Raw genomic sequence first — 18,330 nt, 5'->3', positions numbered from 1 at the left:
CCCCGCCCCCACCCCCCGAGCGAGGCCCCCACCACCCCGCCCCCACCACCCACCCCCGCCGATAGGCTCGCCACCCATGAGGTTCGGACGCCGTCAGCAGGCCACCCCGCAGGCGACCCCCGCGTCGGTCGAGGCGTTCTGGGCGTGGTGGGGGAGCGAGGGGCGCGGCGCCGCCGAGGTCGCGCTCCAGGGTCCGCCGGCGGACCTCGAGGTCTTCCGCGCGACCCTGCGCGACCAGGTCGGCGCGGTCGCGCCCGGTCTGCGCTGGGCCTGCGAGGAGGACGCCGGGAACCCGGGGCAGCACCTCCTCGTGGTGACCGCCGAGGGTGTCCCCGTGCTCCGCGCCTCGGCCCGCCGGTGGCGCGACGCCGCCCCCGACGGGCCCGAGCACGACCGCTGGACCTACGCCGACGGCCGCTCGACCTTCTCCGCCGACGGCGACGTCACCGTGCGGCACGCCGGGGCGACGCACTCGGTCTCCCTCGACGACGTCGCCATCGGTGCCCGCCGCGGCGACGCGGGCTTCGACGTCGTGCTCCACCACCCCTCGTTCACCGGTCTCGACGCGGGCCTGCGCCAGGCCCTCGCCGACGCGCTCGTCGCCGCGGCGCTGGGGGAGGACCGGGTCGCCCGCTGGCTCGGCACCGTCACCGGCGCGGAGCACCGTCCGACGGACTCGTTCGGCGTCTCGGCGCTCCGCTCGCTGATCGACCAGCTCGAGGGCGGGTCGGGCACGGGTGGCCCGTGGGTCGTCCGCCGGGGCACGGCGCTGCGCAAGCCGGTCGAGCTCACCACCCGGATGCCGCTGACGGGGGAGGCCTACCCGACGTACGACCACCACGGCGTGCTGAGCGTGCGCTTCACCGCCGGGACCGACGGCATGCCCGACGACACCGGCCGCGCCGAGCTGCAGCGTCTCGACGAGGCGCTCGCCGAGGCGCTCGGCGACGACGGCCTCGTCGTCGCGCACCTCCTCACCCGCGGCACCCGGGTCACCCACCTCTACCTCGACGGGTGGACCGACGCCCTCGGCCTCGTGCGCCAGGCGCTCGCGACGGCGGCGCCGGACGCGCGGCTCCAGGACGCCCACGACCCGACGTGGGACGCTGTACGCCGGCTGCAGCCGTGAGGCCGGGTCCGGGCAGCAGCCGCTGACGCGCGACGAGCAGGGGGAACAGTGAGCGAGACGGGTACGCCGCACGAGTCCGCACCCACGCGGGTCATGGTCGTCGACGACCACCCCATGTGGCGCGACGCCGTCGAGCGGGACCTCGCGGCGGCGGGCTTCGACGTCGTCGCGGTCGCCGCCAACGGCACCGACGCCATCAACCGCTTCAAGGCCACGGTGCCCCAGGTCGTCGTGCTCGACCTCCAGATCCCCGAGCCCGGTGGTGTCGAGGTGACCGCCCAGGTCCTCGCCCACAGCCCGTCCTCGCGCGTGCTGATCCTCTCGGCGTCGGGGGAGCAGGGCGACGTGCTCGCCGCCGTGAAGGCCGGCGCCACGGGCTACCTCGTGAAGTCCGCCTCCCGGGAGGAGCTGCTGGCCGCGGTACGGCGCGTCGCCGCCGGCGACACGGTCTTCACCCCGGGCCTGGCCGGCCTCGTGCTGGGCGAGTTCCGCCGGATGTCGTCGGGTCCCGTCGACGACGGCACCCCGCGCCTCACCGAGCGCGAGACCGAGATCCTGCGGTTCGTCGCCAAGGGCGTCTCCTACAAGCAGATCGCGGAGCGGCTCGTGCTCTCGCACCGCACGGTGCAGAACCACGTGCAGAACACGCTGCGCAAGCTCCAGCTGCACAACCGGGTCGAGCTGACCCGCTGGGCCATCGCCCAGGGCCTCGACGACCTCGACGACGAGCTCGACGCGCCCGCCGACGGTTCCTGAGCGACCCCGGGTGCCCGTGTTCCGCCGCGCCGGCGCGGACGACCTGGTCGCGCTCCTCGACCTCGAGCGCGCCGCCTCGCAGGCGGGCCTCGGCCACGTCTTCGCGCCCGACGACCACCCGTTCCCCGACGACGACGTGCTCGCCCGCTGGGCGCTGCTGCTCGAGGAGCCCGGGGCCCGGGTCGACGTCGTCGACGACCCCGCCACGCCCTCGGGCCTGGCGCTGCTGACGGCGTACGACGCCACGAGCCTGCGCCACCTCGCCGTCGACCCGACCCGTTGGGGCACCGGCCTCGGACGCGCCGGCGTCGAGCGCGCGACGACGGCGGTCGCGGCCGGCGGCGGGGCCACCGCGAGCCTCTGGTGCCTCGAGCGCAACCACCGGGCGCGCGCGCTCTACGAGCGCCTGGGCTGGCGCCCGACGGGCGAGCGCCGGGACGCCGTGTGGCCTCCCCACCCCGTCGAGATGGCCTACGAGGTCGACGTGACCTCGTGACGCCGGTCACGTTGACCCCCACGTACCGGGACGGCGCCGCCGTGCCGCCGGAGCTCCGTGGGGGTGTGATCCGACGCGCGCGTCCCGGGGAGGGAGAGAAGGATCCGACGCCCGGGGTGCGTCGGATCCTTCCTCCCCGGTCCGCCTGCCTCGCTAGCCTGACGCCGTGCCCGACGACACCGGCCTGCTCACGGAGGCGGACGCGCTCTACGCGCTGCCGCCCTCCGACTTCACCGCGGCCCGGGACGGCCGGGCCAAGGAGCTGAAGCCGGACGACCCGACGCTGGCGTCCGCGGTGAAGGCCCTGCGGCGGCCGTCGGTGGCGGCGTGGCTCGTCAACCAGCTCGTACGGCGCGAGGCCGCCCAGGTGGGCGACGTGCTGGCGGTGGGCGAAGCCCTGCGGGAGGCGCAGGCCCAGCTCTCCGCCGACGACCTCCGCGCCCTCACCCGGCAGCGTCGCCAGCTGACCGCCGCGGTCACCACCCGCGCCCGTGCGCTCGGCCGGGAGCTCGGCCAGAAGGTCAGCGAGTCGGTGGCCGACCAGGTCGAGGAGACGCTCACCGCGGCCATGCTCGACGCGGGGGCCGCGTCGGCCGTCCGGTCGGGGCTGCTCGTCACCGCGCTGCGCAGCACCGGCGTGGACGCGGTCGACGTGGACGCCGCGCTCGCCGTACCCGGGGGCCACGGGCACGTCGCGACGGTCGCCGACCGCGCGCCCGCCCCGGACGCCGACGGTCCGGCCCTCCGCGTGGTGCCCGATCCCGATGCCGGCGCCAGGCTGCGCGAGGCGGCCGAGGAGCGGCTCCGCGCCGCGCAGGGCGAGGTCGACGAGGTCGACGAGGCCCTCGCCGAGCTGGCCGAGGAGATCGACGACCTGGAGGCCCGGGGCATGCAGGCGCAGTCCCGCGTGGACGAGCTGCGCCGCCGGCTCGCCGAGGCTGAGGAGCAGCAGGGCCGCATCGAGGACCTGCTCGCGGACGCCGAGGAGGGGAGGGCCGAGCACACCGAGCGGCTGGCCGACGCGACCGCGGAGCGGGACGCCGCTCGGGCCGCGCTCGACGCGCTCGACGCCACCTCGATATGAGATCGATACGGCGTGGCGGTGGACGCGGGGACGTCGCACCGACAGAGTGAGCCGTCGGAGGTCGTGCCCGGGAGGGTGCGACCCGGCACGAGCGGCGCTCCTGACGCGCCGGACGGAGGGACACACGTGACGGACCAGGCGAAGACCGAGGCACCTCCGGGGGCCGAACCCGAGCTCAAGCGGGTGATGGGCCCGGGCCTCCTGCTGCTCTTCATCATCGGCGACATCGTCGGCGCGGGCATCTTCGCCGTCACGGGCAGCATCGCCGGCCAAGTCGGCGGCATGGCGTGGCTGCCGTTCCTCGTGGCCTTCGCGATCGCGACCATCACCGCGAGCTCCTACCTCGAGCTGGTGACGAAGTACCCGCAGGCCTCCGGCGCCGCGCTCTACATCCACAAGGCCTTCGGCCTGCACTTCGTCACCTTCATCGTCGCCTTCACGGTGATGTGCTCGGGCATCACGAGCGCCGCCACGTCGTCGAACCTCGTGGCCGGCAACCTGCTGATCGGGCTCGACGAGGTCTTCGGCGGCGTGCCCACCGGTCGCCTCGCGACCCTGCTGACCGCCCTCGGCATCATCGCCCTGCTCGCGGCCGTCAACCTGCGCGGCGTCAGCGAGAGCGTCAAGCTCAACGTGGTGATGACGGTCGTGACCATCGTCGCCCTGGCCATCGTCATCACGATCGGCTTCTACGCCGCAGCCTCCGGCGATGGCGACATCGGCCGCATCGTCGTCTTCGAGTCGCCCGGCGACCGCAACATGTTCGCCGCCGTGACCGTGGCGACGGCCATCGCGTTCTTCGCCATGGTCGGCTTCGAGGACTCGGTCAACATGGTCGAGGAGACGAAGAACCCGCTCAAGGTGTTCCCGCGCATGATGCTGACGGGCCTCGGCATCTGCGCCGTGCTCTACGTGCTCGTCGCCATCACCGTCGTGCTCGTGATCCCGCTCGACGACATCGCCGAGCCCACCAGCGAGGCCGGCATCCTGCTCGACGTCGTCAAGATCGGCGCCCCGAGCATCCCGGTCGACACGATCTTCCCGTTCCTCACCGTGTTCGCCGTCGTCAACACCGCGCTCATCAACATGCTGATGGCGAGCCGCCTCATCTACGGCATGGCGAAGCAGGGCGTCGTGCCCCGCGCGCTCGGCAAGGTGCTGCCGGGCCGGCGCACCCCCTGGGCCGCCATCCTCTTCACCACCGTCATCGCGATGGCGCTCGTCAGCTACGTCCGCCTCTCCGACCCGGACAGCGCGGTCGTCCCGGCCCTGGGCGGTACGACGGCCCTGCTGCTCCTGGCCGTCTTCGCGGTGGTCAACGTCGTCGTGCTCGTGCTGCGCCGCGACCCCACCCCGGAGGGCGCGTTCCGCACCCCGACGGTCCTGCCGGTCGTGGGCGCGATCTGCTGCGCCTACCTCGTCGGGCCCTGGGCGCGCCTGCCCGAGCAGTACATCCAGTACGAGATCGCCGGCGGCCTGCTCGTCATCGGCGTCGTCATGTGGGCCGTCACCTGGTTCGCGAACCGCGCGCTGCGCAGCCAGCGGACGGGCTTCCGCGACGTGGAGGACCTCGAGGGCTGAGCGCCGCCACCCGCCCGTCCACCGTGCGTCACGGGTTCTCGCCGCGCCGACCGCCCGGCGTACCCTGACCCGGTGAGCATTCCCGACCTCTCCACCCTGCACGCGCTGGGCGCCGCCCAGCAGCCGACCTACCCCGACCGCGGTGCTCTCGACGCCGCCGTCGCGACGCTGCGGACGGCGCCGCCGCTGGTCTTTGCGGGCGAGTGCGACGACCTCACCACCAAGCTCGCGGCGGTCACCCGGGGCGAGGCGTTCCTCCTCCAGGGCGGCGACTGCGCGGAGACGTTCGCGGGCGTCACCGCCGAGAACGTGCGCAACAAGCTGCGGGTGCTCCTGCAGATGGCGGTCGTGCTGACGTACGCCGCGAAGGTGCCGGTCGTGAAGGTCGGGCGCCTGGCGGGCCAGTACGCCAAGCCCCGGTCCAGCGACGACGAGACCCGCGACGGCATCACGCTGCCGGCGTACCGCGGCGACGCCGTCAACGGCTTCGACTTCACCCCCGAGTCGCGTGTGCCTAACCCGCAGCGTCTCGTCGACGTCTACAACTCGTCGGCCGCCACGCTCAACCTCGTGCGCGCGTTCACCACCGGTGGCTACGCCGACCTGCGCCAGGTCAGCACGTGGAACACCGACTTCGTGCGCAGCTCGCCCATCGGCCAGCGCTACGAGGCGCTCGCCGGCGAGATCCAGAGCGCGCTCGACTTCATGTCCGCGATCGGCGCCGACCCGGTGGAGTTCCACAAGGTCGACTTCCACTCCTCCCACGAGGCGCTCGTGCTCGAGTACGAGCACGCCCTCACGCGCATCGACTCGCGCACCGACCAGCCGTACGACGTGTCGGGCCACTTCGTGTGGATCGGCGAGCGCACCCGCCAGCTCGACGGCGCCCACGTCGAGCTGCTGAGCCACATCAAGAACCCGATCGGCGTGAAGCTCGGCCCCACCACGAGCGCCGACGACGCGATCGCTCTGGCGTCGAAGCTCAACCCCGACAACACGCCGGGCCGCCTCACCTTCATCACGCGCTTCGGTGCGAAGAAGATCCGCGACGGCCTGCCCGAGCTGGTCGAGAAGGTCACGGCCGCCGGGCTGCAGGTCGCGTGGGTCTGCGACCCGATGCACGGCAACACGTTCACGGCGAGCTCGGGCTACAAGACCCGCGCGTTCGAGGACGTCATCGACGAGGTCCAGGGCTTCTTCGACGTGCACCGCTCGCTGGGCACCTGGCCCGGCGGCCTCCACGTCGAGCTCACCGGTGACGACGTCACCGAGTGCGTCGGCGGTGGCGAGGAGCTGGCGGAGATGGACCTCGGCAACCGCTACGAGTCGGTCTGCGACCCGCGCCTCAACCGCGTCCAGTCGCTCGAGCTGGCGTTCCTCGTCGCCGAGATGCTCCGCGCCACCCCGCGCGACTGACGTGTGCCAGCCCCTGGTGGCCGGCCGGTGAGCGACGCCCCGGTCGACCTCCGCTCCGACACGCTCACCCGTCCGACCGACGCCATGCGCGCCGCCATGGCGTCGGCGGAGGTGGGTGACGACGTGTACGGCGAGGACCCGACGGTCCGGCGCCTCGAGGAGCGGGTGGCGGAGCTGCTCGGCCACGAGGCCGCGCTGTTCTGCCCGACGGGCTCGATGGCGAACGTGCTCGCCGTGCGCACCCTCGTGGGCGTCGGCCAGGAGATCCTCTGCGAGTCCCGCGCCCACATCGCGCGGGCCGAGCTGGGCGCCCACGCCGCCTACACCGGCCTGACGATGCGCACGTGGAGCGACCCGGCGGGCGGTGTCGACCTGACGGCGCTCGACGACCTCTTCGCCCCCGACCTCGGGCCCTACTTCGTGCCGACCGTCGCGCTCGCCGTCGAGAACACCCACAACTTCGCGGGCGGCACGGTCGTGCCCCTCGCCGATCTCGAGGCCCTGCGCGCGTTCGCCGACGAGCGGGGTGCCCGCATCCACCTCGACGGCGCCCGCATCTGGAACGCGCACGTCGCGACCGGGGTGCCGCTGGCGACGTACGGCGGGCTGGTCGACGTCGCGGCGGTCTGCCTCTCCAAGGGGCTCGGTGCCCCGATCGGGTCGCTGGTCGTCGGCTCGGTCGACGCCGTCGCCGAGTCACGGGTGTGGCGCAAGCGGATGGGCGGTGGCATGCGCCAGGTCGGCGTGCTCGCCGCGGCCGGCCTCCACGCCCTGGAGCACCACCTCGAACGGCTCGCCGACGACCACGTGCACGCCCGCCTGCTCGCCGAGGCGTGCGGTGTCGACCCGGCCGGCGTCGCCACGAACATCGTGGTGGTCCCGGTGGTCGACGCGCCGGCGTACGTCGCCCGCGCCCGCGCGGCGGGCGTCCTGGTCTCGGCGGTGGGCCCGCGCACGGTACGGCTCGTGACCCACCTCGACGTGGCTCGCGCCGACGTCGAACGGGCGGCCCGCGCCCTGGCGGTCCTGGCGGCCTGAGCCCGGGACCCGGCGTACGACGCGGTCAGTCGAGCTCGGAGACCACCGCGCCGAACAGCTCGACCTCGCTGATCGGCGTGTTGTCGCGCCCCGCGGCGTCCGAGACACCGGCGATGGTGAGGGTGATCGTCCGGGTCACCACCGTCGCGACGTCGATGCGCTGCGCCTGGGTGTCGCGACCGAGGTCCTGCTCGACGACGTCGCCGTCACCGAGGTCCCAGCGGGCCTCGGTGACGACCCGGTTCTGGGCGTACCAGTCCTCGGTCGTGCCGTCGGCACCCCGGTCGGTCTTGGCGTAGCCGTTGATCATCCCGACCGAGGTGATCGCGACGGGCTCGTCGAACGTGAAGGTGAGCGTGGTGCCCGTGCCGTCGCCCTCGATGCGCCAGGCGGTGGAGGGGTCGCCGTCGAGCACGTTCGCGGCGTCGTAGGCGACGGGGTCACCGGCGACGTCGGCGCCCGGCCGACCGGTCGCCGAGGCCTCGACCTGGGCCAGCCCGTCGAGGAGCCGCGGGTCGGCGACCTCGACCGCGTCACCGCCGGTCCCGGGGTCGCCCGCCCCGTCGGTGTCACCACCCGTGTCGTCGCCCGTGTCGCCGCGGTCCTCGCTCGTGCCGGTGCCTCCGGCCGTCTCCCGGTCGTCGGTGCCGCCGGTCAGGAGCAGCGCCCCGCCGACGATCGCGACGACGAGCAGCAGGGCGAGCGCCACCACGAGCGCCGGCAGGAACCGCCGCCGTCGGGGTCGGTCGGGCGGGTGGGGTGCAGGGTCGTCGTACGACGCCGCCGGGGCGGGGGCCGCGGCGGGAGTCGCGGCGCGGGTGGTCCAGGAGGTCGCGTGCCCCTCGGCGGCCACGGCGTCGACCTCGTCGGCGTAGAGCGGGAAGCGTGCGCCGGTGGCGGCGTCGGGCGCGGTGACGGCTGTACCGCTGAACCACGAGCGGTCGACGCCACCGGCGGCGTCCGGGCCGGGTCCGTCGAGGACGGCGTGACCACCGGTGCCGACGGCGCGCTGGCCCCCGGTCGTGATCGCACGCCCGCCGCCGGTGTCGGAGGGGACGATGATGCGGGGGAGCCGTTGTGCGGTGCTGTCGGGATCGCCGAGGACGGGTCCGCCGACGCCTTCGGCAGGTGCCGTGACGGGTCGGCCGCAGCCGGTGCAGAACCGGCCGGTCCCGAGCTGGTGACCGCATCCGTGGCAGTAGCTCATCGCGCTCTGACCGCTCCTCTCACGCATCGCCGTCCCCCGACGGCCGGTCCAGCGTAGGTCACCCGGCGGGAAGGAGCCCGATCCGCTCGTCCGCCGTCGTGTCGCCGCGCAGCTTCTTCAGCAGCTCGATGTCGGGGTCGTGCTCGTCGCGCGAGCCCGGCGTCTCCAGCACGAACGGCACGCCGTCGGTGGCGGGGTGGGCGAACAGCTCCTCGAAGGCGGCCGTGCCGATGTGGCCCTGGCCGATCTTCTCGTGGCGGTCGCGGAACGACCCGCGCACGTCGAGGGAGTCGTTGGCGTGCACCAGGCGCAGCCGCCCCGGACCGGCGAGGTCGACGAGCCGGTCCAGGGTGGCCGTCGTGCCCCCGGGCTCGTCGAGCGGAGCACCGGCGGCGAAGACGTGGCAGGTGTCGAGGCAGATGCCGACCTTCGGGTGCCGGTCGAGGGCGTCCAGGTAGGCGGGGAGGTCGTCGACCCCGGCGCAGAGCGAGCGGCCCTGGCCGGCGGTGGGTTCGAGGAGCAGCCAGGGAGCGTCGTCGTCCAGCGCGTCGAGCACGGGCATCAGCCCCTCCCGCACCTGCCGGAGGGCGGCGGCGTACCTGGCCTCGGCCTGGGTCGGGTCCGCCTCGACGAACGAGCCGGTGTGCACGACGACGCCCTCGGCACCGATCTGCGCGGCCCGCAGGAGGTTGTGGGCGACGACGGCGACGGACTTCTCGTACGTCGCGGGCGTGGGGGAGCCGAGGTTCACCAGGTACGGCGTGTGCACGAAGGTGCGCAGGCCCGCCGCGCGGGTCGCGTCGGCGAAGGCGGTGTCGATCGCCGGGTTGCCGGGGGACAGCGCCCAGCCGCGGGGGTTGCCGACGAAGACCTGGAAGGTCTCGCAGCCGAGGGAGACGGCGGTCGCGAGGGCGCCGTCACGGAGGTTCTTGCCCACGGTGACGTGGGTGCCGACGGGGTTGCGCACCCCGGGAACCTACCCGTGGGCCTCAGGCGGCGGTGGCGCGGGCCTCGAGGACCTCGGTCATCTGCTTCACCGTCTGCCCCGCGATGCGGAGGAAGACGAGGTGCATCACCGGGTCGGCCAGCCGGGCGGCACCGTTGAAGGTGATCGTCGCCTCGTAGGTGATCTCGGTGTGGCCCGGCGACGCGGCCCGCAACCGGATGCGGTCGCGGGCCGTCGCCGTCTTGTTGTGCCCGGTGAAGACGATCTCGTGCGAGCTGAGGTGACTGAGCTCGTACGTCAGCTCGGTCGTCATCGGACCGATCTTCGACGTGTTGTGCCACGTGGACCCCACCCGCAGCTCACCCGTGTCCTCCCGGACGCACCTCACGGTGCCCGGGTCCCACGCCTCGGCGTGGGCGAAGTCCGCGAGGAACGCGTGGACGGCGTCGGTCGGCGCCGCCACGGTGAAGGTGCGGGAGAGGTGGACCACGGTCGGGCGGGTCAGCCGTCGCTGCGCGACGCGTCGGCCGCAGCGGTCTCGCTCGTGGCGCCGGAGGTCGTCAGGCGACCGCCGATGTCCTCGAGGTGCGCGCGCACGAACCACTGGAACTTCTCGAGCTCGGCGGTCTGCCCGATGAGCATGTCCTCCGTGATCGGGTCGAGGTCGCCCGAGAGCTCGATGGACTTGCGGTTGTCCTCGACGACGCCGTTGTAGACGAGGTCGAGGGCGCCGAGGTGGGCCAGGGCGGTGTCGCGCCCGACCGAGTAGTCGTCCCAGGTGCGGTCGGCGGCGACGGCGCCCACGGTGCCGCGCGGCGAGCCGCCCAGCGTCGCGATGCGCTCGGCGACCTCGTCGGCGTACCCGCGGACGAGCTCGACCTGCGGGTCGATCATCTCGTGGACGGCGATGAAGTGCGGGCCCACGACGTTCCAGTGGACGTGCTTCAGCGTGAGGTGGAGGTCGTTGTAGGCGGAGAGCCGGTTCTGCAGGGAGGTGATGATCTCGGCGACCTGGTCGGCGCTGAGGCCGGGAACGGTGTAGCGGACGGACATGTCGCTTCTCCTCGTGTGTGGCGTACGTGGTGCTTCCGAACGTACGGGTACCCGAAACGACCGCGGCCAGCCGCGAGGCCGAGGCCGTTCGCCCCCTGGGGTGGTCGTCAGAAGACGGAGATGCGCACCGTGCTGCCGCGCCGGACCTGCTCGCCGGAGCCGGGGTCGACGGAGAAGACGAACCCCAGGGTCGGGAGGTCGCCGGCGATCGGCTGCTCCTCGACGACCAGGCCGAGACCCTCCAGCTGGCCGCGCACGTCACCGACGCTGCGACGCACCAGGCCGTCGGGGATCGTGACGAGCTCGGGCCCCTTCGAGACGGTGAGCGTGACGGTGTCCCCGAGGAACAGGGTGCCGCTGCCGGGGTCCTGGCGGATGACGGTGCCGGACGGGACGTCCTCGGAGAACTCCTCGTTGACCTGGACGGTCAGCTCGTCGCCCTCGAGCTCCGGGTCGCCGCCCTCCAGGGCCGAGCGGGCCTCGTCGGCGGAGCGGCCGGTGAAGTCGGTGACGGTGATCGGGCGGCGACCGGCGCTCACCACGAGCGTCACCGGGGTGCCGGGACGCACGATCTCGCCGATGGCCGGGTCGGTGGCGATCACGCGACCGGCCTCGATCTCCTCGTCGAACTCGTCCGTGCTCCCGGCGTACTCCAGCTTGCGGTCGGTCAGCTCGTCCTGCGCCTCGTCGACGCTGAGGTCGCGCACCTCGGGGATCGCGTAGACCTCGATGCCGAGGGAGATCGTGAGGGTGATCGTCGAGCCCGGCAGCACGTCGTCGCCCCCCTCGGGGTCGCTGCCGACGACGTGGCCCTCCTCGATGGTGTCGGAGTAGGCCGGCTCGCCCAGCTCGACGGCGAAGCCGGCCGCCTCGAGCCGGTCGGTGGCCTCGGCCTGGGTGAGGTCGAGCACGCGGGGGGCGTCGACGTACCGGCCGTCGAAGAACCACCAGGCCGTCGCCCCGCCGGCGACCAGCAGGCACGCCAGGACGACCGCCAGGATGCGGCGGCGCCGGCGTACGTTGCGGCGGGGCCGCTCGCGCGGGGGCACGCCGTCCTTCCCGTCACCGGGGCCTCCCGGACCGCCCGGGCCGTCGGGGTCGCCGTCGAGACGCAGGCGGGAGGTGTGCTCGGCCGGCGCGGGGTCGCTCCCGTACGGCGCGGGGGCCGCCGCCCGTCGTACCTGCGTGTCGGTCGACCGGACCTCGGTGGTGCCCGACGCCTGGGCGAGCGCGGGGAAGAGCTCGGCGTCCTCGAAGCCCTCGCCCTCGAGCTCGGCGAGGTCGACCTGCTCCTCGGTGTCGGGGTGCTCGTCGGCCCAGGAGCGGCGGGGCAGCAGGTCGGCGACGAGGTCCTCGTCGACCGCGACCCCCTCGGCCAGCGCGTGCGCGACGCGGCGCACCTGGTGGAGCAGCACCGACGCGTCGGCCGGGCGGTGGCTGCGGTCGCGGGCCGTGGCCCGGGCGACGAGCGCGTCGACGTACGCCGGCAGGCCCGGCGCGAGGCGCGAGGGCGGCGGCACGTCGGCGTGCACGTGCTTGTAGGCGATCTGGATGGGCGTCTCGCCCTCGTGGGGCTTGCGGCCGGTGAGCAGCTCGTAGAGCACGACCCCGAGCGCGTAGACGTCGGCGCGGGCGTCGGACTTGCCGTCGATCACCAGCTCGGGGGCGAGGTAGGAGACGGTGCCGATCAGCACGCCGCCGGTGGTGGTGTGCTGGGTCTCGGCGTCCACGGCCTTGGCGAGGCCGAAGTCGGCCACCTTGACGCGCCCGTCCTCCGCGATGAGCACGTTCTCCGGCTTCACGTCGCGGTGCACGATGCCCGCCCGGTGCGCGGCAGCGACCGCACCCACGACCGGCTCGAGCAGGGCCAGCGCACGGGACGCCCCCATCGGCGACTGGTCGCGCACGACGTCGCGCAGGGTCCGCCCGGGCACGTACTCCATGACGAGGAAGACGACGCCGTCGTCGTTGCCCTGGTCGTGCACGGCGACGACGTTGGGGTGCGACAGGCTCGCGGCGGCCCGCGCCTCGCGCACGAAGCGGGCGGCGAAGGTGTCGTTGCCGGTGATGGGGTCACCGAGACCGGCGTGCATGATCTTGACCGCCACGACGCGGTCGAGCCGGATGTCGGTGGCCTCGTAGACGGTGGCCATGCCGCCCCGCGCGACCCGGTCGCCCACCCGGTAGCGCCCGTCGAGCAGCCGACCGACGAGCGGGTCGCCGCCGTGCCCGGGCGCGCCGGGGGGCGTCGGGGGCCGCTGTTCGGGCAGCAAGGGTTCCTCCGGGAGGAGCGGGGGCGGGGGTCGGGCCTCGCCAGGATACGGACCGGAGTGCCCCTCCCCGGGCGCGGACGCGCCGACTCGTGCGTGTGTCGGGGCACCTGCGACCATGGGCGCATGGACACGACTGCACCCGGAACGCCCGGGCAGCCCGACCTCGGCGCACTCGTCGGGGAGTGGAACGACTGGGCCGAGACCGGCCGCGCGCTCGGCATCAGCGTGAGCCGCGTGCGCACGCTCATCCGCGAGAACCAGCTGGCGGCCGCCGTGCCGGCCGAGGGCGCGGGCCAGCAGGTCCCGGCCGCGTTCGTGCAGGACGGAGAGATCGTGAAGGGCCTCTCCGGCCTGGTCATGATGCTCACCGACCACGGCTACGACCACCGCGAGATCGTCGCGTGGCTGTTCACCGACCTCGAGCTGCCCGGCCGTCCGATCGACGCCCTGCGCGAGAACCGCGGGTCCGAGGTCAAGCGGCGCGCGCAGGCCATGCACTGACCCGGCGCCCTCCCGCCGCGTCCAGGACGGACGGCTGAGAGGGCCGTCTACGACGTACGGCGCGTCGCGGCGAGCGCGAGCTCGCGCAGCGCCGTCGCGGCACCTGCCGGCAGCCCGGCCCCGTCGAGCGAGGCGAGCGCCCGGCCGGTGAGCTCGCCGATCACGCGCTCGACGGCCTCCCGGGCCCCGGAGCGCTCGATCGTCACCCGCAGCCGGGCCACGTCGTCCGGCCCGAGCGGCGTGCCGAGGGAGCGGTCCAGGTCGGCCGCGGCGTCGTCGTCCCCGGTGCGGTCCAGCGCCTGGAGCGCGAGCGCCACGAGCACGGTGCGCTTGCCCTCGACGAGGTCGTCCCCGGCGGGCTTGCCCGTCGTGGCGGGCTCCCCGAAGACGCCGAGCTGGTCGTCGCGCAGCTGGAAGGCCTCGCCGACCGGGAGGCCGAACCCGCTCAGCTGCGCCAGCAGGTCGTCGTCCGCGCCGGCGAGCGCGGCGCCCACGTGCAGCGGACGCTCCACGGAGTACTTGGCCGACTTGTAGCGCAGCACGGTCATCGCCTGGGCGACGTCGGCCGCGGCCCGGGCCTGCACGGAGACGTCCAGGAACTGACCGGCGATCACCTCGCTGCGGCACAGGTCGAACACCTCGAGCGCGGGCCCCACCTCGGTGAGCGGCAGCCCGCAGCGGCGGAGCAGCTCGTCGGCCCAGCTGAGCAGGAGGTCGCCGAGCAGGATGGCGGCCGCGGCGCCGTACTGGACGGGGTCGCCGGTCCAGCCGGCCTCGCGGTGCCGGGCCTCGAAGGCGCGGTGGGTGGCGGGGCGTCCGCGACGCGTGTCGGAGGCGTCCATGTAGTCGTCGTGCACGAGGGCGCTGGCGTGCAGCAGCTCGAGCGCGGCGCAGGCGCGCACGAGGGCGGCCTCCTGCGCGGGGCTCGGGTCGGGACGCACGGCGCGGTAGCCCCAGTAGCAGAACCGGGCGCGGAGCCGCTTGCCGCCGGCGACGCTCCCGCGGGCCGCCGCGAGCAGCTCGGCGGCGTCGGCGCCGAGCGGGGCGAGGCGTTCGGCCTGCTCGTCGAGGAAGTCGACGAGGGCCGCCTCGATGCGCGCCGGCAGGTCGTTCGTCCGGTCGTCTTCCCGCTGGTCGCCGCCCACGTCGGTGAGCCTAGCCAGTGGACGCCCCCGCACCGCGCTCGGGCCGCGACCTAGGATCGCCCGCATGACCGCGGACGCGCAGAACCCCGTGCCTGACCCCGTCGCCCGTCCCAGCATCGGCGAGCTGGTCCGCCGCGGCTCGCGCTCCTTCTCGTTCGAGTTCATGCCGCCCAAGGACGCCGCGGGCGAGGAGCAGCTGTGGACGGCGATCCGCGAGCTGGAGCCCTACGAGCCCACGTTCGTCTCCGTGACGTACGGCGCCGGCGGCAGCACGCGTGACAGCACGGTCGAGATGACGGGCCGCATCGCGCGCGAGACGTCCATGCGGCCGATGGGCCACCTGACGTGCGTGGGCCACACGCGCGACGAGCTCGTCGAGATCCTGCGGGCGTACGCCGCGGCCGGTGTCCACGACGTGCTCGCCCTCCGGGGCGACCCCAAGGAGGGCCCGACCGCCCCGTGGACGCCCACGCCGGGCGGGCTGCACCACGCGGTCGACCTCGTCGAGCTCGCCCGGTCGCTCTCCGACGAGGTCGGGGGCCTGGGCATCGGGGTCGCCGCCTTCTGCGAGCGCCACCCGGCCTCGGTGAGCGTCGACGACGACGCCCGCATCCTCGCCGCGAAGGCCGCCGCCGGCGCCGACTTCGCCGTCACCCAGCTGTTCTTCCGCGCCAGCGACTACTTCGGGCTCGTCGAGCGTGCGGCCGCCGCCGGCACCGACATCCCGATCCTGCCGGGCATCATGCCGATCACGAACCTGAAGTCGGTCCGCCGGATGGCCGAGCTCTCGGGCGCCGAGGTGCCCGCCGAGACCCTCGCCGCGTTCGACGGGGTGACCGACCCGGCCGAGGTGCGCCGCATCGGCGTCGAGCTGGCGACGCAGCTGTGCGAGCAGCTGCTCGACGGCGGCGCGCCGGGGCTGCACTTCTACACGCTCAACCGCTCGCGCGCGACGCGCGACATCTTCACCGCGCTGCGCATCACGGCCTGACGTCAGGCGGGCCCGACGACCTGGGCCACCAGGGCGGCCGAGAGCCCGACGTACGGCAGACCGGCTCCGGGGGTCGCGCTCGCCCCGGCGGCGTACACCCCCGGCACGGGGGTGCGCGGGCCGAGCCGCTCGGTGACGGTGGCGCGGCCTTGCCAGAGCACGCCCCAGGGCGACCCTCCCCAGCGCTCGACCTGGTCGCGGGGAGAGTCGTCGACGCGTCGCACGACCTGCTTGCGCACGTCGAGACCGGTGCGGGCCAGCGCGTCGACCACGTCCTCGTGCAGGCGCCCGCGGCCGCGCACGGTCCAGGCGTGGGCCCCGGCCGGCGCCAGGCCGCCGGTGGTGACGGTGAAGTCGGCGTCGCCGTGCACCACGGTCTCGGGCCCCAGGTCGGGCACGTCGCCCTCGACGCCCAGGTGGACCGCGACGGCGGGCATGGTCGGCAGGGTGCGGCGCACGTGGGCGGCCAGGGCCGGCAGGCGGCGCGGGTCGATCGCGCAGACGACGACGTCGGCGTCGACCTCGCCGTCGTCCGTGGCGACGGCGACCGCGCGGCCCTCGCGCACGACGACGTCCCGCACCGCGACGCCCGTGCGCACCTCGACCTTCCGGGTGGTCAGGCGGGCCGCGAGCGCGGTGCCGAGCGCCGCCATGCCTCCGGCCTCCGCCGGGATCGTCCAGACCCCGAACCGCTGCTCGAGGTACGCCGTCACGCCCGCCCAGGCGGGCACCTGGCGCAGGACGTGGCCCTCCGCCTCGAGCGGGTGGGCGGCCACCTGCCGCAGCCGGGCGTCGGGCAGGGCCCGACGGAGCCGGCGGTGCAGGGACTCGCGGGTGAGCACCCGCTTGCGCGTCTCGGTGCTGATGACGTCGGGGTCCCACGGCCGCTCGAGGTACTCGCGCCGCAGCATCTCCCAGTCGTCGGCGTACGCCGCGACGTGCGCCAGCCACGCCTCGCCGAGCCCGGGGCCGAGGGCGTCGACGGCGTGCAGCTGGGCCTCGCGCGAGCTGCCGGGGAGCATGAGCCGGGTGCCGTCGGCGAACCAGTGCTCGCGGACGACGTCGCGGTGCACCAGCTCGAGCTCGCGCTCCAGCGGCCGACCGGACTTGCGGAACAGGTCGCGCGCCACCGCCGGGAGCAGCGTCGCGGTGGCGCCGGTGTCCCACGCGAACTCGTCGCGCACGACACGGCCCAGGGCGCCGCCCAGGGCCGGGCCCTGCTCGAGGAGCGTCACCGCGTGGCCGAGCTTGGCGAGGCGTGCGGCGCTGGCCATGCCGCCGTACCCGCCGCCGACCACGACGACGCGGGCCACTCAGGCCTCCTGCGCGGGCGGGGCCTCGACGTCGACGACGCGGCCCCCGGTGAGGGCGACGAGCTCGTCGAAGCCGGTGGAGAACACCCAGGCCGGGTGGCCGGCCGCGGCCCAGAGCACCGGGTGGCGCTCGAGCCAGCGGTCGACGTAGGTCGGGACCGGCGCCGGGTGGCCGAGCGGTGACACCCCGCCGATCACCTGGCCGGTGTGCTCCGTGACGAACGCAGGCGTCGCCCGGCGCAGCCGGCCGACGCCGACGGTGCCCGCCACCAGGGCGACGTCCACGCGGTGGGCGCCCGAGGTGAGCACGAGGACCGGGCGGCCGTCCCCCTCGAAGAGCAGGCTGTTGGCGATGGCGCCGACGTTGCAGCCGAGAGCGTCGGCGGCCAGCGCGGCGGTGTGGGCGGCCGACGGGAGCTCGACCAGCCGTCCGGTGCCCCCGGCCGCGGCGTGCTCGGCGCGGAAGCGCGCCACGGAGGCGTGCTCGGGACCGTCGGGGACTGGCGGGGCGCTCACGCGCGCCAGCCTAGGGCGTGGTCGTGCGCGCCCCGGCGCGGGCTGTGGTCGGTGCCACAGCCGACGAGGCGGCGGGTCGGTGTCGGCTCGGTAGAGTCGAGGTTTACGCGAGACGACCGCCGGGTAGACACCGCTGCGGTCCCGACGGGGGAGTGGGAGAGAGAAACGGTGGGTGCGATGACGACCGAGCAGGAGTCGACCGGCGTGACGGTCGGTGGCCACGCCACCCCGACGCCGCCTCCCACCGTGGTCCTCGCGCTGCGCGTCGCCCTCGCCCAGATGGTCGTCATGGCCGTCATCACCGCTGGCACCTACCTGATGGAGGACCGGCTGCGTGACGCGTGGGCCTCGGCCCGCGCCGCCGACCTCGGCGTGACGGTCGCCGCGGTCGCCGAGTCCAGTGTCGTGCCGCCCTCGTTCTTCCCCGTGGCCCTCACCCTGTTCGTGACCTACGTGATGCTGGCGCTCGTGCTGCTCGCCATGGTCCGGGCCGGAGCCCGGTGGGCCCGGTTCTCGATGACCGTCGTCGTCGGCGCCTACGGCCTGCTCCAGCTGGTCATCGGCACCGGCCCCGGCGTGCCCGCCGTCCTGATGGCGCTCGCGGCCGTCTCCGTCGCGCTCCACGGGCTCACGCTCGTGCTGCTGTGGCACCCCGCCCACCGCGGTTACTTCCGCACGGCGCACAACGGTCACTGGGCCGTCGTCGCCGACGGCGACCCGGTCGCCGCTCCGCGCGACTGACGCTCCGCTCACCCGCTCCACGAGGGCCGGTCTCCCCCTGGGGGACCGGCCCTCGTCGTGCTCCACGGGCCCGGGACGCGTCCGTCCTGGTCATTGTCAGTGGTGCCCCGTAGAGTTCCTTTCCGAACAGATGTTCGAACGCCG

The 18,330-nt window shown here is 74.5% G+C and carries 18 protein-coding genes; 10 read left to right on the top strand and 8 right to left on the bottom strand.

All coding sequences use genetic code 11. The annotated features are described in order from the left end of the window. The first annotated feature begins 76 nt into the window (after window positions 1-76). The 7 genes from K329_RS0115340 (at window position 77) to K329_RS0115310 (ending at window position 7,500) form a co-directional block, all read left to right on the top strand. Window positions 77-1,129 (top strand): DUF695 domain-containing protein, encoded by a 1,053-nt coding sequence (locus tag K329_RS0115340; RefSeq protein ID WP_028473741.1) that lies wholly within the window; start codon window positions 77-79, stop codon window positions 1,127-1,129. A 93-nt stretch (window positions 1,130-1,222) separates the two neighbouring features. Further along, window positions 1,223-1,885, top strand: coding sequence for a response regulator (locus K329_RS0115335; RefSeq protein WP_028473740.1), 663 nt, complete (start codon window positions 1,223-1,225; stop codon window positions 1,883-1,885). 10 nt (window positions 1,886-1,895) lie between these two features. Next, on the top strand, window positions 1,896-2,381 hold the full coding sequence (locus K329_RS29695; RefSeq protein WP_052336952.1) for a GNAT family N-acetyltransferase: 486 nt from the start codon (window positions 1,896-1,898) through the stop codon (window positions 2,379-2,381). Window positions 2,382-2,547: 166 nt separating this feature from the next. After that, window positions 2,548-3,465, top strand: a complete 918-nt coding sequence (locus K329_RS0115325) for a coiled-coil domain-containing protein (protein ID WP_028473739.1) — start codon at window positions 2,548-2,550, stop codon at window positions 3,463-3,465. A 126-nt stretch (window positions 3,466-3,591) separates the two neighbouring features. Further along, the gene (locus K329_RS0115320) at window positions 3,592-5,046 is read left to right on the top strand and encodes an APC family permease (protein ID WP_028473738.1); all 1,455 of its coding nucleotides are present in this window, start codon (window positions 3,592-3,594) and stop codon (window positions 5,044-5,046) included. 72 nt (window positions 5,047-5,118) lie between these two features. Next, complete coding sequence (locus tag K329_RS0115315; RefSeq protein ID WP_028473737.1) at window positions 5,119-6,462, top strand: class II 3-deoxy-7-phosphoheptulonate synthase; 1,344 nt, start codon at window positions 5,119-5,121, stop codon at window positions 6,460-6,462. A 27-nt stretch (window positions 6,463-6,489) separates the two neighbouring features. Then, complete coding sequence (locus K329_RS0115310; RefSeq protein ID WP_028473736.1) at window positions 6,490-7,500, top strand: threonine aldolase family protein; 1,011 nt, start codon at window positions 6,490-6,492, stop codon at window positions 7,498-7,500. Between the two features lie 25 nt (window positions 7,501-7,525). Here K329_RS0115310 and K329_RS29690 read toward each other — a convergent pair whose 3' ends face one another. The 5 genes from K329_RS29690 to pknB all read right to left on the bottom strand — a co-directional run bounded on the left by K329_RS29690 (window position 7,526) and on the right by pknB (window position 12,979). After that, window positions 7,526-8,707 (bottom strand): NADase-type glycan-binding domain-containing protein, encoded by a 1,182-nt coding sequence (locus tag K329_RS29690; RefSeq protein ID WP_028473735.1) that lies wholly within the window; start codon window positions 8,705-8,707, stop codon window positions 7,526-7,528. Between the two features lie 58 nt (window positions 8,708-8,765). Then, the gene (locus K329_RS27155; RefSeq protein ID WP_052336951.1) at window positions 8,766-9,674 is read right to left on the bottom strand and encodes a deoxyribonuclease IV; all 909 of its coding nucleotides are present in this window, start codon (window positions 9,672-9,674) and stop codon (window positions 8,766-8,768) included. Window positions 9,675-9,696: 22 nt separating this feature from the next. Next, window positions 9,697-10,143, bottom strand: a complete 447-nt coding sequence (locus K329_RS0115295) for an SRPBCC family protein (RefSeq protein WP_028473734.1) — start codon at window positions 10,141-10,143, stop codon at window positions 9,697-9,699. A gap of 11 nt (window positions 10,144-10,154) precedes the next feature. Then, window positions 10,155-10,706 (bottom strand): Dps family protein, encoded by a 552-nt coding sequence (locus tag K329_RS0115290; protein ID WP_028473733.1) that lies wholly within the window; start codon window positions 10,704-10,706, stop codon window positions 10,155-10,157. Window positions 10,707-10,813: 107 nt separating this feature from the next. Next, on the bottom strand, window positions 10,814-12,979 hold the full coding sequence (gene pknB, locus K329_RS27150) for a Stk1 family PASTA domain-containing Ser/Thr kinase (protein ID WP_052336950.1): 2,166 nt from the start codon (window positions 12,977-12,979) through the stop codon (window positions 10,814-10,816). A 123-nt stretch (window positions 12,980-13,102) separates the two neighbouring features. On the opposite strand from pknB, the gene K329_RS0115280 reads away from it, so the two are divergent. Beyond that, entirely contained in the window at window positions 13,103-13,480 is a 378-nt protein-coding gene (locus K329_RS0115280; protein ID WP_028473732.1) for an Rv2175c family DNA-binding protein, read from the top strand. A 47-nt stretch (window positions 13,481-13,527) separates the two neighbouring features. Here K329_RS0115280 and K329_RS0115275 read toward each other — a convergent pair whose 3' ends face one another. Then, a complete protein-coding gene (locus tag K329_RS0115275) occupies window positions 13,528-14,625 on the bottom strand; it encodes a polyprenyl synthetase family protein (protein ID WP_052336949.1) in 1,098 nt (365 codons plus the stop codon). A 64-nt stretch (window positions 14,626-14,689) separates the two neighbouring features. Between K329_RS0115275 and metF the strand changes: the two genes are divergently transcribed. Further along, entirely contained in the window at window positions 14,690-15,616 is a 927-nt protein-coding gene (gene metF / locus K329_RS0115270; protein ID WP_052336948.1) for a methylenetetrahydrofolate reductase [NAD(P)H], read from the top strand. 2 nt (window positions 15,617-15,618) lie between these two features. On the opposite strand, the gene K329_RS0115265 is transcribed toward metF, so the two are convergent. Both K329_RS0115265 and K329_RS0115260 read right to left on the bottom strand, forming a co-directional pair. Then, window positions 15,619-16,929, bottom strand: a complete 1,311-nt coding sequence (locus K329_RS0115265; protein WP_028473729.1) for a phytoene desaturase family protein — start codon at window positions 16,927-16,929, stop codon at window positions 15,619-15,621. Further along, entirely contained in the window at window positions 16,930-17,445 is a 516-nt protein-coding gene (locus K329_RS0115260) for a YbaK/EbsC family protein (protein WP_211225876.1), read from the bottom strand. A gap of 177 nt (window positions 17,446-17,622) precedes the next feature. Here K329_RS0115260 and K329_RS0115255 point away from each other — a divergent pair, with 177 nt between their 5' ends. After that, window positions 17,623-18,186, top strand: coding sequence for a hypothetical protein (locus K329_RS0115255; protein ID WP_028473727.1), 564 nt, complete (start codon window positions 17,623-17,625; stop codon window positions 18,184-18,186). Window positions 18,187-18,330: the final 144 nt, after the last annotated feature.

The organism is Nocardioides alkalitolerans DSM 16699 (genome assembly GCF_000426525.1).
GTDB lineage: Bacteria > Actinomycetota > Actinomycetes > Propionibacteriales > Nocardioidaceae > Nocardioides > Nocardioides alkalitolerans.
The sequence above is the reverse complement of the archived record's forward strand: the minus strand, read 5'-3'. Positions and strand labels throughout refer to the sequence as shown.